The sequence below is a fragment of the Bacteroides sp. RTP21281st1_H5_RTP21281_210402 genome (assembly GCF_040918965.1).
GTDB classification, from domain to species: Bacteria; Bacteroidota; Bacteroidia; order Bacteroidales; family Bacteroidaceae; genus Bacteroides; species Bacteroides congonensis.
On the sequence record NZ_JBCOWR010000001.1, the window covers coordinates 848,656 to 863,513 of the forward strand.

Sequence of the window (14,858 nt, forward strand, 5' to 3'; positions counted from 1 at the left end):
TTACAATGCCGTAAAGGTAAAAAAAGAGCCGTGAATTACAAAGCAATTCACGGCTCTTTTTTATTGTATAATCTTTTTTAAAAGTGGCTGCTGCCGTCAAAGCAGTGTGTGCACACTTTACATTTGGGCAATCCGATAGCTTCAATCAGTGTTTCGAGCGTATTGAACTTCAAGGAAGACAGCCCGAAACGCTCGGCAATGATGCTGACCATCTTTTCATATTCAGGCGAACCGGTAGTAGCATATTTTTCCAAATTCTTATTTTCGTCACCTTCCAGTTCCTTGATAATACGGCGGGTAATCAATTCCAACGCATTCTTGGAAGCAGAGAATCCCACAAACGGACAAGCATAAATCAACGGCGGACAGGCGATACGCATATGTACCTCTTTTGCTCCATAATCATATAGAATCTTCACATTGTCACGTAGCTGCGTGCCGCGGACTATTGAATCATCACAGAACAACAGACGTTTTCCCTGAAGCATCGCACGGTTCGGAATCAACTTCATCTTGGCAACCAACGAACGCATTTCCTGATTGCTGGGGGTAAAGCTGCGAGGCCATGTCGGCGTATATTTTGAGATGGCGCGATGATAGGGAACTCCCTTTCCTTCCGCATACCCCAAAGCCATGCCTACTCCCGAATCAGGGATACCACAGGCACAATCCACTTCCGATTCATCTGTCTGCCCCATCTTCAATCCGCTTGTGAAACGGACTTCTTCCACATTCTTGCCTTCGTAGCAGGAAGTCGGGAAACCGTAGTACACCCACAGGAACGAACAAATCTGCATATCCTCATTCGGTTTGCGAAGCTGCTCAATGTGGTCGTCATACATACGGACAATTTCACCCGGCCCCAGATATTTCTCAATCTCATAATCCAGGTTCGGGAAACTGGACGATTCGCTTGTCGCAGCATAAGCACCGTCTTTCTTGCCGATTACCACCGGAGTACGTCCCCACTGGTCGCGGGCGGCGATGATACTTCCATCTTCCGTCAGGATAAGCATGGAACAAGAACCTTTGATATGCTTGAACACATTTTCGACCCCTTCGACAAAGTTTCTGCCTTGTATGATAAGCAGCGCGATAAGTTCCGTTTGATTGGTACTGCTCGAACTAAGTTCGGCGAAGTGCATATTCTGGCTGAGAAGCTCGTCTTCCAATTGTTGGATATTGGCTATTTTTGCGACGGTAACAATGGCGAAGCGGCCGAGGTGAGAGTTGATAATGATAGGTTGTGCGTCTGTGTCACTGATGATGCCGATTCCGGCGTTTCCTTTAAACTTGTCCAGTTCTCCTTCGAACTTGGTTCGGAAATAGGTACTTTCCAAATTATGAATGGAACGGATAAACCCTTTTTCCTTACTATATGTCGCGAGTCCTCCCCGCTTTGTACCCAGATGTGAGTTATAATCTGTACCGTAGAATAAATCAGTCACGCAACTAGTTTTCGAGACTGTTCCGAAAAAACCTCCCATGTCGTTCTCTTTATTGATGATGTTTTAAAAAAGATGCGCAAAAGTACAAAAAAGAATCCGTCTGATAAAATAAAGAGCCCCGCAAAGTTTAATATTTCTTCGCAGGGCAATAACTAATATTTATTAAAAGCGGGAAATCCGAACACAATCCCTCTACCTGAATCTTATTTCCATTTCTTAATTATCTTCCTGTCTGCCGGAGTTGCTTCGATCAGACTCAAAGCAAATCCACCGCTCCGGGCAAGTTTCGCCGAAATACGGGTTTTAGCGGTTACGATACCTTTCTTTATTTGATAAGAAGTCGGATTCTTTTCAAAATCCGCGTCTTTGCCATCCTCATACAGCGTAGCTACATATTGTTTTCCCGGTTCAAGGAAATCGAGCGCGAACGTAGAAGTGCGGGGATTTTCGTCGGTGATACCGCCCACAAACCAGTTATCAGTGCCTTTAGCCTTACGGGCTACGGTGATATAATCCCCCGGTTCTGCTTCCAGGTATTTACTGTCGTCCCAATCGAGCGCTACATCTTTAATAAATTGGAAAGCATCCAAGTGGCGCTCATAATTCTCCGGAAAATCGGCTGCCATCTGCAACGGGCTATACATCGTGACATAAAGAGCCAGTTGTTTTGCCAGCGTGGTACGCACAAAACTATGGTCGCCTTGCAGGAAAGAAAGTTTTGTATCGAAGATGCCCGGAGTATAATCCATCGGGCCGCCAATCAGACGGGTGAAAGGAAGCAGTGTCGTATGAAACGGCTTATTGCCTGCGAAGGCCTCATATTCCGTACCGCGTGCCGATTCATTGCCAATCAGATTGGGGTAAGTACGGCATAATCCCGTCGGGCGAACCGCTTCGTGCGCATTTACACAAATCTTGTAATCCGCCGCTTTCTTCACTGCATACAGATAATGATCGTTCATCCATTGTCCGTAGTGATGTTCTCCGCGAGGAATGATATTACCTACATAACCACTCTTGACAGCGTCGTATCCGTTATCTACCATAAATTGATAAGCAGTATCCAAATGACGTTCATAGTTGCGCGCGGAAGCAGAAGTTTCGTGATGCATCATCAGCTTCACTCCTTTTTCCTTCGCATACGCATTGAGCATTTTCAAATCGAAGTCGGGATAAGGAGTAACAAAATCAAAAACATAATCTTTGGAATGGCCGAACCAGTCCTCCCAACCCTCATTCCATCCTTCCACCAGCACCTGGTCGAATCCATGCAGGGACGCAAAGTCAATATAACGTTTCACATTGTCATTATTCGCAGCATGCCGTCCGTTCGGCTTTGTCTTTGAATAATCCGTCTCACCGAGTTTCACAGAATAAACATCGTCCGTATATGCCCATGAGCTTTTACCGCTAATCATTTCCCACCACACACCGATATACTTCACCGGCTTAATCCAGGAAACATCTTCGTAAGCACAAGGCTCGTTCAGGTTCAACGTCAATTTGGAAGCCAGAATATCGCGGGCATCATCGCTGACAATCACTGTGCGCCAAGGTGACCGGCAAGGAGCTTGCATATATCCTTTATCCCCTTTGGCGTCAGGTGTCAGCCATGATTCAAAAATCAAATTCTTATCGTCGAGATTCAAATGCATACAAGAATAGTCTACCAAAGCAGCTTCGTGCAAGTTGATGTACAGGCCGTCGGCTGTTTTCATTTGCAGAGAAGTCTGTACGCCTGTTGGCGAAAAAGAAGTTTGAGAAGCATTTCCGGTAATTGCTCCCTGCAATAACCCACGGATCTCCGAAAGTTTGGACTCGGTATAGTCATATTCCTGCGTATCATAGTCACCGGGAATCCAAAAGGCCGTATGATCCCCTGCCATGGCAAACTGCGAATGTTCTTCCTTAATAACAAAGTAATTCAGATTCTTTTGTAGCGGAAACTCATAGCGAAATCCCAAACCATCATTATAAAGGCGGAAACGGATAATAATACTGCGCTCCTGTGCCTTTTGATTCAAGGTAACAGCCATTTCATTATAATAATTGCGGATTGATTTCACTTCTCCCCACACCGGTTCCCAAGTTTCATCAAAAGTAGAAGTCCGGGTATCGGCCAAAGTAAATCCATTCATTAACCCCGGATCATTCTTCAGTTCCAATCCCAGTCGGGAAGGTTTAATCACTTCCTTTCCTTTATAAGAAAGTTCATACACGGGTTCTCCTTGCGCATTGACGGAGAAATCAAGTTTTAATTGCCCATCGGGAGATGTAATACTTTCGGCTTTCGCTGACGTGCCGACTAAAAAAGCAAGCAGCAGGCAAAGCCACATTGCAGTTCCTGTTTTCATGTTCTTCATGATATAAATACGTTAGTTAGTAATCGTATGGCAAAGATAGACAAGAAACATGACGGCTGTTTTTCTTTATAATCAGAATATAGAGAAAAAGGGTATCACACGTCACATAAAACATTAACTATAAGCAGATTACAAAACTCATAAAGAAGAAAAAATATAGTGGCTTTGCCGAATAAAATAGCATGATAACCTTCATATATCGCAGTTTCTTTCTATATTTGCAAGCAAATTATTTATTTCTCTAAAGGTTATACAATCTATTTATGTAAATTATGGCACAACACCTTAAATTTATTATCTTATTCGCATTCTCACTATCCGCCTGCCACATCTCCGCCCAGTCCTTACGGAAATTAATGGAACGCCCGTTCGGAATCATTGAATCAAAATGGGAAACGAGCACACAGGGAGACAGGGAGCTTAATTACTACAACGAAGATTATTGCGACTATTATCTATACCGCATGAATGACCGCTCCTACAATCTGACTCCCGGGAAAAATACCATATTCAAAATAGAAAAAAACGCGTCGTTCGAGAATCCGTTCAAAAGCGCGTCGAGTTACAAATGCTATCGCGGTAAGTTTCCCAAAGACTTCCAAATCAATACTCCTTATGCCTTACCCGTGAAAAATGGAGAAAAGACAGAGTGGCAAACCGACCCGCGAGAATTTGCAAAGACGCTCAACTTCCGCATAAAAGAAGGTGACTTGGTTTATGCCACCCGTAGCGGAATAGCTTGTAAGACAAGCAATCCACGGCAACTGCTTGTCTATCACGCCGACCAGACTTTCGCGGCTTACCTGATGATGAGCGAAAAATACATCCAGCCCGGCGAGAAAGTACAAGTCGGACAGCCCGTAGGAAAAGCAGGGGCTTTGAAAGTTTCCATCTCATTCTTCTTTTTGGATGAGAATAAATTTAAAGGTGGCGAATCTTCGGGATATCCTTACTCCCACTTCATACCTGTATTCCGCACAACAGAAGGAGACATTAAACCTAAAGAGAAAACAATCTACCAAGCGCTGACCAATGATGAACTTATCATGCAGGATATGAGCAAACGTGACAAAAAGAAATATATGAAACAGAAAAACCTGAAATAGTAATATTATCATGCGTATATTCTATCTTCTTTTTTCACTTTTTATCTTTTGCGGTCTGCTCAATGCACAGACTGTAAAAATAGAATACAGTGGCGACCCGCTTCCTGATAAAGACCGGCGGAATATCGAAGAATTTATCAGTCATGAAGTCAATTTCTACACGCAATTCGGGCTACCTGATACTCTTACCCTTCAATTGCTGGTATTCGAGAATAGAAAAGAAGCTCTAGCATACCTGGAAAGCGTAAATATATCCTTTCCCCCGCCATTCAAAGCGAGCGGCGTATATTCGTCGAAACTACAAAAGGCAATCATATTGGGACGGGAAAAAGGACGGGAACGAAGCCTTGCCATAATTTACCATGAACTCAGCCACCACTTCGTCCGGCAAATCCTCGGGAGATTCCCGCCTAGCTGGCTCAACGAAGGCTTATCGGAATATTTCGAGCATTGCAAAGTGACGAAGAAAGGACTCCACCACACTTTTTCCGAATACGAGCAAGGCAGAATCCGCACAATGTATATGCTGGGAGAAGTCGATCTCCCTACATTTATAAATAGCGGACACGGCAAGTTCATGAAGCGGCAGACAACTGACGAGCAATATTCATACATTCTTGCGCACGCGCTTGTCACATTCTGGATAGAAACAGTGCCAAGGGACATACTAAAAAGCCTCATCGCTTCCCTGCAAAACAAAAACGACTCGTCAACCGTTTCTGAACGGATAGACCGTGTCTATCCCGGCGGTTTCCAGAAATTCGAGAAAGATTTCGAAGCTGCTTACAAATAATGCAAATGTTAAAATCAAATGAGTAAGGAAATTATCTATATCTTTATCGGTGGTGGTACCGGCAGCGCATTACGCTACTGCGTCCAGTTATTTATGCACGAACGGATTGTCCCCTACCATTTCCCGTGGGCAACGTTCACCGTCAATCTTCTCGGCAGTTTTCTTATCGGTCTGTTTTATGCCCTTTCAGAACGGTTCCACCTTCCTTTCGAAGTCCGCCTATTTCTGACAACGGGATTATGTGGCGGATTCACCACCTTCTCCACTTTCTCCAGTGACGGCATAGGTCTGCTGAAAGGAGAATTTTACGGTACATTCATCCTCTATACCTTATTAAGTATAGGTATAGGACTAGCTGCCGCACTGGCCGGCGGATATGTGGGAAAGGCATGATAAAAAGAAATTCAGCCAAACCCGTCCGCGTAGTTTCTCCCATAATGGAAGAACAGGAAATCAGCACAATCACTTTAGAAGAATGGCTCGACAGGGAAGAAACCATTTCCCATCTCTTATTCTGCAAAGGAAGAGAGGAAGGCATCGACAAGTCTTATAAGAGCTTCAAGAACTGCACCTTCCGGCATCAGACCTTTAGCGAGTGCAAGTTCCGTTCTTCCCAACTGACCGATGTCCGGTTTGAGAATTGCGATTTATCTAACATCTCTTTTGCCGAAAGTTCACTTTACCGGGTAGAATTCATCTCCTGCAAACTGTTGGGAACTAATTTATCCGAAACGACCATGAATCATGTCCTGCTGCATGATTGCAATGCTGGATATATCAATCTGGCCATGAGCAAAATGAATCAGGTACGCTTCGCGCACAGCCTGCTTCGTAACGGAAGTTTGAACGACTGCCGGTTCTCTTCCATCGCTTTTGATAGTTGCGATTTGGTGGAAGCCGACTTCTCGCATGCCCCGCTTCGCGGAATAGACTTGCGCACTTCCCGAATCTGTGGAATCACGCTTAATATCAGCGACTTGAAAGGAGCTGTCATCACCTCCCTGCAAGCTATGGATTTACTTCCACTGTTAGGCGTTGTCATCGAAGATTAAAAAGCCGTTCAAGAGCTGTCCGCCTCCGCAATGGTTTACAAGTGTATCTCAAAGAAAAAAGCCAAAAGATATCATTGTAACCACATTCCATTCATTCCCGATATAAAACACATCAACAGAGGGGGTAAGTGTCCATCGTTTGAAACGCGTGTCCATTCCCAATCCGACAACGGCAGCTATCCCCTTTTTCTTTTTATCGCATCCCAGCGTGACGTGCCCGTCTTCACTGCCGGTTATTTGGTAATCATCAAAACGAGAAGACCTGATGCCATAGCCTACAAGCCCTTTGATATAGATGTCAAACGTTTGATTCTCATTCTGAAATATCTCGTAACCGGGGCCTACGGCTCCCAGCAACGTGTTTCGCTCATCATCAACATCGAATGGTTTTCCTTTTTGCAGCACGTTCTTACTTCCCTCGTGCGTGCCCCAATGTCCCATTAGTTCACAAAAAAGCCGCCCTGACATATAGAAACGGGCGCGTACATCAAGCGCAAATCCATGGGAAGAATAAGCGTCCGACATCCATTCATAGCCAAATCCTATACTGTAAAGTGCTGACCCGTCTTTGAGATTACTTTCCTGAGCCGATACATTATGACATAAGCATGGCGAGAAGAGTATTGCAACAAGCAGGAAGAAATACCCGAAAGTCATTTACCTACAGGATTATATTGTTCGGTGATAGCGGTAAAATCAAATGCGTCAATCTCCTTCTTCGCTATCTTCTCACATAATACAGGATCATCAGCAAGGTATGCCTGCCACTGTTTGCGCATATACGACCGGCTGGAGATGCTTCTTCCGATAAGTATCGGACAATCATCGCTCTGACGCTGAATACAATATTGTATTCCCTCGTCTCTACTGTAAGTGATAATTAAAGCTCCATCTTTAGCGAGGCTGTAAGTGTGTCCGTACGCAGTTATGAGAAGATGGTCGCCTACACTGTTCAATATCTGCCAATTCTTGAATGTGCGAAATTTCTGTTCGCCCTTCTTTGTATATGGCATCTTGAATTCTGCATATACTAATGTCTGCCGTTTTTCCGGATGATTCTTACGCGCCAGCGTCATGTATTTGATTTCCTCACTCTTGACTTTTTTTCGTCCTTCTTCTGTCTTGATACTGATGGTTTTGGCTCCGGAAGGCAGGTTAGAAGAACGTTGGCCGCCTATTTGTCCGGCAATCAGTTGATTGTCTTTCGTAGTAATTTCCGTTTCATAATAAGTTGTACCACTGATTACTAATTCTACAACTTGGCAAGAGTTGAACGTCCATACACAGAATGCCGCCATAGCAATCAGTAGAAAGCGGGTGATTCTTAAAGGTTTCATACGAGTCTATATTTAAATGATGAATGCAAAATTAAGGCATAGCAGACAAATGATTCTCAACATAGGTTGAGAACTGCAAGCATAACATAAAATTCAGAAAAAGGAAAAAATATATTAGCTGAAGATAGGAGCGGAGAATTTTATTCCAATGTATTATTGGTGAATGTCAGTTCTTTCCGGATACGGCTCAGATGTGTAGGCGTTATTTGCAGATAAGAGGCCATTTCTTTGAGAGTAATGTTTTGCAATATATCCGGACATCGCTTCAGCAGAGCAAGATAACGCGCTTTGGGCGACGAGCTATACAAATCCAAGTACTGCATATAAGCTTGACGAAACAAGCCTTCTGTCAGAGCCCGACGCAGTGCCGGCGAATGCTCAAGCTGGCGTTTCAGTACGCTGGCGGGGCATTGTATCACCTCCGCATCTGTCGCTGCAATGATATTGGTCTTAACAGATTCCTTATTTACGGTACTTAGAAAATCACCCACCAGGCCATTGCTGAATACAAACCCTGTAATATGTTCGTGGCCTTCAGTGTCCGTTATCGTATATTTGAAATATCCCTTCCTGATAATCCCAAAATACTTGATGACATCTCCCTGCCAAACAAAGACCTCTCCTTTCCGGTAATGCTTTACCATTCCGTTTTGCAGACAGATTCCATGCCAGAAAGTCATATCCAAATTGTCTATATATGAATTGAAGTTTGCCATATTCCGATTTAACCAACGAGTATACATTGCAAATATAACGAAGTTCGATGAATAATCTGCCATAGTTGCAGAAATTTATCCCTCAATCATATTCTATTACAATCCTCTTCGATATACTCTACTCCAATCACTGCAACCAAACCTCCTTCGGAAAACATACGTAAAAAGAATTCCCCATAATGCCGAACAAATTTCAAACAGGAAGCCCCTGTCACTTCACATTTCCTTCATTACGTTCAAACAAAAAGCATCGTCCCGTTGTTATAGTATAAGGACGTGAACTAATGACATATAGGGAACAGGAACAAAAAGAATACCTATTTATAGTGATTTCCCACTCCCCGTCAAGTCCGTACTTTTGCAAAAATCTTATTCAAAAACAATAGAAACGATGAAAATTGAAAAAATTGTAGCTCGAGAAATTCTCGACTCAAGAGGTAACCCCACAGTAGAAGTTGACGTAGTATTGGAATCAGGCATTATGGGACGCGCGTCAGTGCCGTCGGGTGCTTCCACAGGTGAACACGAAGCATTGGAGCTTCGCGATGGTGACAAGCAACGCTATGGTGGAAAAGGTGTACAAAAAGCGGTTGACAATGTAAATAAAGTCATTGCTCCGAAATTGGTCGGAATGTCTTCACTCAACCAGAGAGGAATCGACTACGCTATGTTGGCATTGGATGGCACCAAGACCAAATCCAACTTGGGTGCTAACGCTATCCTTGGTGTTTCTCTTGCCGTAGCCAAAGCTGCCGCCAACTATTTAGACCTTCCTTTATACCGCTATATCGGTGGAACAAATACGTATGTAATGCCTGTACCAATGATGAATATCATCAATGGTGGTTCACATAGTGACGCTCCTATCGCATTCCAGGAATTTATGATTCGCCCGGTAGGTGCTCCCTCTTTCAGAGAAGGTTTGCGCATGGGTGCTGAAGTATTCCATGCATTGAAGAAAGTATTGAAAGACCGCGGACTTAGCACCGCCGTAGGTGACGAAGGCGGTTTTGCTCCTAACCTGGAAGGTACGGAAGACGCTTTGAATTCTATTCTCGCCGCTATCAAAGCAGCAGGATACGAACCGGGCAAAGACGTAATGATCGGTATGGACTGCGCTTCTTCGGAATTCTACCATGACGGTATTTACGACTATACCAAGTTTGAAGGCGAAAAAGGCAAGAAACGTACCGCCGAGGAACAAATCGACTATTTGGAAGAGTTAATCAACAAATATCCTATTGACTCTATCGAAGACGGTATGAGTGAAAATGACTGGGACGGCTGGAAGAAACTCACTGAACGTATCGGTGACCGCTGCCAGTTGGTAGGTGACGACCTGTTCGTGACAAACGTCGATTTCCTTGCAATGGGTATCGAAAAAGGTTGCGCCAACTCTATCCTTATTAAAGTAAACCAAATCGGTTCTTTGACTGAGACATTGAACGCTATCGAAATGGCTCACCGCCACGGCTATACTACCGTCACTTCTCACCGTTCCGGTGAAACGGAAGACGCTACTATCGCCGACATCGCAGTAGCTACCAACAGCGGACAAATCAAGACTGGTTCTTTGAGCCGTTCTGACCGTATGGCCAAGTATAATCAGTTACTTCGCATTGAAGAAGAGCTTGGTGATTTGGCTGTGTATGGATATAAGAGAATTAAGTAAATAGATTCCTTTTATAAAAATGAGAGAGGGTGGATTCAATTGTAATCCATCCTCTCTTTTTTGCATAATTATTTCTCTACTTATTTGATAGATTAAAAAAAATAATAACTACATTTGTAACGTCTAACTTATTAACAACGGCAGGGGGGAACCTGCCTATTTTTTACGGCGGGCATTTATGCTCGTACGTAAGTTCCTATATGGCGGTTTCGCACCCCCATAGGGAGTGTTAATGCACCTCTAAACCTGCCGTTGTGTATGTTAGACAATGGGACAGGCGAAACCGCTTTCTTTTTTAGCTCTTCCACCCTCCCATCAATCTATTATTCATCTTTTAAATTTTAAGATTATGGAAAACAGTCAAACAAAAAACGTTCAGGAAGAGGTATCAGGAATCATGAACCAGTACATCTTATCCCAATTCCGCTCTGAAAAAGAAATGAAAACGTATTATTTACAAATGTCTACAATGATACGTTCAACAGACAACCACCCCTCTATTGATAAGGAGTACACCATATTAAAGAAGCTATGCAGCAAACTTAAACAATATTACAGCTTTATCCAAACGCTAGGCGACCACGAATGGGAGAAAGGAATAGCGAACATCCAAAAAGCATTAGGCATTTATCTGATGCAAAACGACATAGACAGCAAAGTACGCAAACAGACCAACCAGGAAATTGCCTCTCAACTACAATTCATTGTTTTTCTATCCGGCAATAGCAACATTATCAAGCAAATTCAAGGAATATTGCATCAGCATCTCTCCAATGTGACGCATTTGCTTCGCTCCTATCCGGCACATTCTAAGTCAGAAGAATAGTGGAACTTGAATACGTAAATGAAATAAGAAAGAAAACAATCACTTATAAAGAGGATGCATTGCCGTCCTCTTTACAATACCTTTTTAAAATCATCCACTAATCTTCAACTAAATTACTGATAACCATTATTTTTCATATTCCTCAATTTAGTAACGATTTACATACTTCCGAAATACGTAGTTCCGAACTGGTCATTTCGGAACTGTACATTTCGCTAATGTATATTTCGCTAATGTACAAATATAAAAAAAGAAAAGCATTCAGGCAAATACCTGAATGCTTTTTCCTTCGTGAACTGGCTGTATATCCAATTTTTGAGCCTCTTGTCGGATTCGAACCAACGACCCCGAGATTACAAATCACGTGCTCTGGCCAACTGAGCTAAAGAGGCGGGTGGGTAAGCTAACTATATCGCGCCGCTACAACCAACTACCTTTGCTGCGATCAAGCCCTGGAGGATTCGAAGGGAGCTGGCCGTATAGGACTTACCCGTTTTGCGGTTGCAAAGGTAGGCATTTTTATGAATCCTGCAATAGATATGGATAACTTTTTTCACACAAAAAGACTAACAGACTACATTTCAAGCAATTAAAAGTACAAAAAAAATCCCGGGTAGCAACTTTTATTGCTTTATTAACTTTAACAACCATATTTCCCCTACCAACCGATATTATTCGTACCTTTGTGCGCAATTTATAAATGAAGATGACAGAAAACAGAAGCTATTTACAGAAATATGCCATGCACTTTGGCACGTATATGGGAGCCTATTGGATATTGAAATTCATACTATTCCCACTAGGGTTTCGTATCCCTTTCTTTTCTTTCTTATTTATAATCCTGACATTGGCCGTACCGTTCATCGGCTACCACTATACGAAGATGTATCGGGATAAGATATGCGGAGGAAGCATCCAGTTTTCGCATGCTGTCCTTTTTACTATATTTATGTATATGTTTGCCTCCTTGCTGGTAGCTGTAGCCCATTACATCTATTTCCAGTTTATCGACCACGGCTTTATCATCAATTCTTATACACAACTATGGGACGAACTGATGGCAAACACCCCCGCCCTGATTGAAAGCAAAGAGATTATAAAAGAGACGATAGACAGTGTCCGTTCACTCAATTCCATAAATATCACCATGCAACTATTATCATGGGATGTATTCTGGGGAAGCCTCCTTGCCATCCCTACCGCATTAATGGTGATGAAAAGAGCAAAACCTGAGAACAACGAACCTTCGCAATCGTAATTTGTAATTCGTAATTTAGTAATAAAAAGATGGATATATCAGTTGTAGTCCCATTATTCAATGAAGAAGAGTCACTACCCGAACTCTACGCTTGGATAGAACGGGTAATGCAAGCCAACGGATTCTCATTCGAAGTGATTTTCGTTAACGACGGAAGCACCGACCACTCATGGGAAGTGATAGAAAAGCTCAAGACGCAATCAGAACACGTAAAAGGTATCAAATTCCGCCGCAACTATGGCAAATCTCCCGCACTCTACTGCGGATTCGCCGAAGCCCAGGGTGACGTGGTTATCACGATGGATGCAGACCTGCAAGATAGCCCGGACGAAATTCCCGAACTCTACCGGATGATAACCGAAGATGGTTACGACCTCGTATCCGGTTGGAAGCAAAAAAGATATGATCCATTATCGAAAACACTGCCAACCAAGTTATTCAACGCCACTGCACGCAAAGTCTCGGGTATCAAAAACCTGCACGATTTTAACTGCGGACTGAAAGCATATCGCAAAGATGTAGTAAAACACATCGAAGTGTACGGTGAAATGCACCGCTATATCCCCTACTTGGCAAAGAACGCCGGATTCAAAAAAATCGGTGAAAAGGTGGTACATCACCAGGCACGCAAGTACGGCACTACCAAATTCGGGCTCAACCGCTTTGTCAACGGCTATCTGGACTTGCTCTCCCTTTGGTTCCTTTCCAAATTCGGAATCAAGCCGATGCATTTCTTCGGATTGCTGGGTTCTTTGATGTTTCTCGTCGGAATGATTTCTGTCATCATCGTAGGCGCCAGCAAACTATATGCCATGTCCAACGGTCTGCCCTACCGATTGGTGACCGACTCTCCCTATTTTTATTTGTCACTCACGGCAATGATTATAGGTACACAATTATTCCTTGCCGGATTCCTTGGCGAATTAATCTCGCGCAATGCGCCGGAACGGAACAACTATCAGATAGAAAAGAAAATTTGATTCACATTCAATAATTGACTATGAAGAATTTAGTTCGTATCTTTCTCCTATTGATAATCGTCGGTGCCGCTGTGAGCATCCATAGTTCATGCTCGGACGAGAACGATTGTTCGTTGGCGGGACGCCCGATGATGTATTGCACATTCAAGACCATAGACAAGAGCCTTGACCCGACCAAGGTGTTAAACGACACACTTGACTCACTGACAATCAAAGCATTGGGGACGGACTCAATCATTCTCAACAACGAGAAAAAAGTGCATAAGATAATGCTGCCGTTACGTTATACCAGCGATTCTACCGTGTTTATTCTCCAATACAATCCGGTAGACAATCCTGACGATGTAGATACCCTATATATCGTACAGCAGAACACGCCCTATTTCCAGTCAATGGAATGCGGATATATGATGAAACAAAATATCATCAGCACCAAGTTCGGAAACAGAGCCAATAGTTCGGAGAAAATAGACTCTATCTATTTTAGAAATAAAGAAGCCAATAGTAATGAAATTGAGAATCTACAGATATTCTTTAAATATCGTGACCGCACACCGGATACGACTGACTAGCCTGCTTCTGCTCTTTTGTATCGGACTCCCGTTGTTAGCGCAGCAACAACGCCCGACCCATACACCCAAAAGAGATCAGAAAAAGAATAAGGTTGCCGAAGTAGATACCATTCCTTTTTACAATGGTACATACATTGGCGTGGACTTATACGGCCCGGGAAGCAAACTTCTTGGTAGCGACTTCATGAGTTCCGAAATCAGCGTGGCAGTCAACCTCAAAAACAAATTCATCCCTACCATAGAATTCGGTATGGGTGGAACAGACACCTGGAGCGAAACGGGTATCCACTATAAGAGCAAAGCTGCCCCGTTCTTCCGGATCGGTGTGGACTACAACACCATGGCAAAGAAGAAAGAAAAGAACAGCTACCTGTATGCAGGCCTTCGTTACGCATTCAGTTCCTTCAAATACGATGTATCCACCATGCCGGCAGGTGACCCTATTTGGGGAGACGTCATAGGCAATCCGAGTCTGGAAGATGATTACTGGGGCGGAAGCGTCCCTTTCAGCCACTTGGGAATGAAAGGCTCGGTACAATGGCTGGAAATCGTCTTAGGCGTTAAAGTACGTATTTACAAGAATTTCAATATGGGTTGGTCGATACGCATGAAGTACAAGACAAGCGCTTCTACCGGAGAGTACGGCGACCCGTGGTATGTGCCCGGCTACGGAAAATTTAAATCGAACAATATGGGAATCACCTATTCCCTCATTTACAAACTGCCTCTTTAGAA

General features: G+C 43.4%; 15 protein-coding genes and 1 tRNA gene. 10 read left to right on the forward strand and 6 right to left on the reverse strand.

Translation table 11 applies throughout. The features are described from left to right. Nucleotides 1-77: 77 nt before the first annotated feature. Both AB5443_RS03375 and AB5443_RS03380 read right to left on the reverse strand, forming a co-directional pair. A complete protein-coding gene (locus AB5443_RS03375) occupies nt 78-1,487 on the reverse strand; it encodes an amidophosphoribosyltransferase (RefSeq protein ID WP_022137355.1) in 1,410 nt (469 codons plus the stop codon). A gap of 164 nt (nt 1,488-1,651) precedes the next feature. Then, nucleotides 1,652-3,811 (reverse strand): glycoside hydrolase family 97 protein, encoded by a 2,160-nt coding sequence (locus AB5443_RS03380; RefSeq protein ID WP_368113239.1) that lies wholly within the window; start codon nt 3,809-3,811, stop codon nt 1,652-1,654. Nucleotides 3,812-4,083: 272 nt separating this feature from the next. On the opposite strand from AB5443_RS03380, the gene AB5443_RS03385 reads away from it, so the two are divergent. From AB5443_RS03385 to AB5443_RS03400, 4 genes are read left to right on the forward strand one after another with little or no spacing between them, the layout of a single operon-like run. After that, nucleotides 4,084-4,917 carry a M23 family metallopeptidase gene (locus AB5443_RS03385; protein ID WP_277135674.1) on the forward strand — a complete coding sequence of 278 codons (834 nt, stop codon included), beginning with the start codon at nt 4,084-4,086 and terminating at the stop codon, nt 4,915-4,917. 10 nt (nt 4,918-4,927) lie between these two features. After that, the gene (locus tag AB5443_RS03390; protein ID WP_277135676.1) at nt 4,928-5,710 is read left to right on the forward strand and encodes a hypothetical protein; all 783 of its coding nucleotides are present in this window, start codon (nt 4,928-4,930) and stop codon (nt 5,708-5,710) included. 18 nt (nt 5,711-5,728) lie between these two features. Then, nucleotides 5,729-6,103: a fluoride efflux transporter CrcB gene (crcB, locus tag AB5443_RS03395; RefSeq protein ID WP_022137351.1), complete on the forward strand. Its 375-nt coding sequence runs from the start codon at nt 5,729-5,731 to the stop codon at nt 6,101-6,103. After that, a complete protein-coding gene (locus AB5443_RS03400) occupies nt 6,100-6,762 on the forward strand; it encodes a pentapeptide repeat-containing protein (protein ID WP_277135677.1) in 663 nt (220 codons plus the stop codon). Before crcB ends, AB5443_RS03400 begins: the two co-directional genes overlap by 4 nt. A gap of 48 nt (nt 6,763-6,810) precedes the next feature. Here AB5443_RS03400 and AB5443_RS03405 read toward each other — a convergent pair whose 3' ends face one another. The 3 genes from AB5443_RS03405 to AB5443_RS03415 all read right to left on the reverse strand — a co-directional run bounded on the left by AB5443_RS03405 (nt 6,811) and on the right by AB5443_RS03415 (nt 8,878). Then, entirely contained in the window at nt 6,811-7,419 is a 609-nt protein-coding gene (locus AB5443_RS03405) for a hypothetical protein (RefSeq protein WP_277135678.1), read from the reverse strand. Then, the gene (locus AB5443_RS03410) at nt 7,416-8,099 is read right to left on the reverse strand and encodes a hypothetical protein (RefSeq protein ID WP_277135679.1); all 684 of its coding nucleotides are present in this window, start codon (nt 8,097-8,099) and stop codon (nt 7,416-7,418) included. The genes AB5443_RS03405 and AB5443_RS03410 overlap by 4 nt, the downstream gene beginning before the upstream one ends. Before the next feature lie 140 nt (nt 8,100-8,239). Then, nucleotides 8,240-8,878 (reverse strand): Crp/Fnr family transcriptional regulator, encoded by a 639-nt coding sequence (locus AB5443_RS03415; protein WP_288862937.1) that lies wholly within the window; start codon nt 8,876-8,878, stop codon nt 8,240-8,242. A gap of 328 nt (nt 8,879-9,206) precedes the next feature. Here AB5443_RS03415 and eno point away from each other — a divergent pair, with 328 nt between their 5' ends. Continuing rightward, complete coding sequence (eno, locus tag AB5443_RS03420; RefSeq protein WP_073348026.1) at nt 9,207-10,487, forward strand: phosphopyruvate hydratase; 1,281 nt, start codon at nt 9,207-9,209, stop codon at nt 10,485-10,487. 349 nt (nt 10,488-10,836) lie between these two features. Further along, a complete protein-coding gene (locus AB5443_RS03425; RefSeq protein ID WP_195408255.1) occupies nt 10,837-11,313 on the forward strand; it encodes a hypothetical protein in 477 nt (158 codons plus the stop codon). 318 nt (nt 11,314-11,631) lie between these two features. Here the strand turns inward: AB5443_RS03425 and AB5443_RS03430 are convergent. Next, nucleotides 11,632-11,705, reverse strand: a tRNA-Thr gene (locus AB5443_RS03430). A gap of 308 nt (nt 11,706-12,013) precedes the next feature. Here AB5443_RS03430 and AB5443_RS03435 point away from each other — a divergent pair. From AB5443_RS03435 to AB5443_RS03450, 4 genes are read left to right on the forward strand one after another with little or no spacing between them, the layout of a single operon-like run. Next, the gene (locus AB5443_RS03435) at nt 12,014-12,571 is read left to right on the forward strand and encodes a DUF4199 domain-containing protein (RefSeq protein WP_044655467.1); all 558 of its coding nucleotides are present in this window, start codon (nt 12,014-12,016) and stop codon (nt 12,569-12,571) included. A gap of 29 nt (nt 12,572-12,600) precedes the next feature. Continuing rightward, nucleotides 12,601-13,551 carry a glycosyltransferase family 2 protein gene (locus tag AB5443_RS03440; protein WP_022137230.1) on the forward strand — a complete coding sequence of 317 codons (951 nt, stop codon included), beginning with the start codon at nt 12,601-12,603 and terminating at the stop codon, nt 13,549-13,551. Nucleotides 13,552-13,571: 20 nt separating this feature from the next. Then, nucleotides 13,572-14,123: a DUF6452 family protein gene (locus AB5443_RS03445; RefSeq protein WP_307997551.1), complete on the forward strand. Its 552-nt coding sequence runs from the start codon at nt 13,572-13,574 to the stop codon at nt 14,121-14,123. Beyond that, a complete protein-coding gene (locus AB5443_RS03450) occupies nt 14,059-14,856 on the forward strand; it encodes a DUF6048 family protein (protein WP_368113240.1) in 798 nt (265 codons plus the stop codon). Before AB5443_RS03445 ends, AB5443_RS03450 begins: the two co-directional genes overlap by 65 nt. The last annotated feature ends 2 nt before the right edge of the window (nt 14,857-14,858 follow it).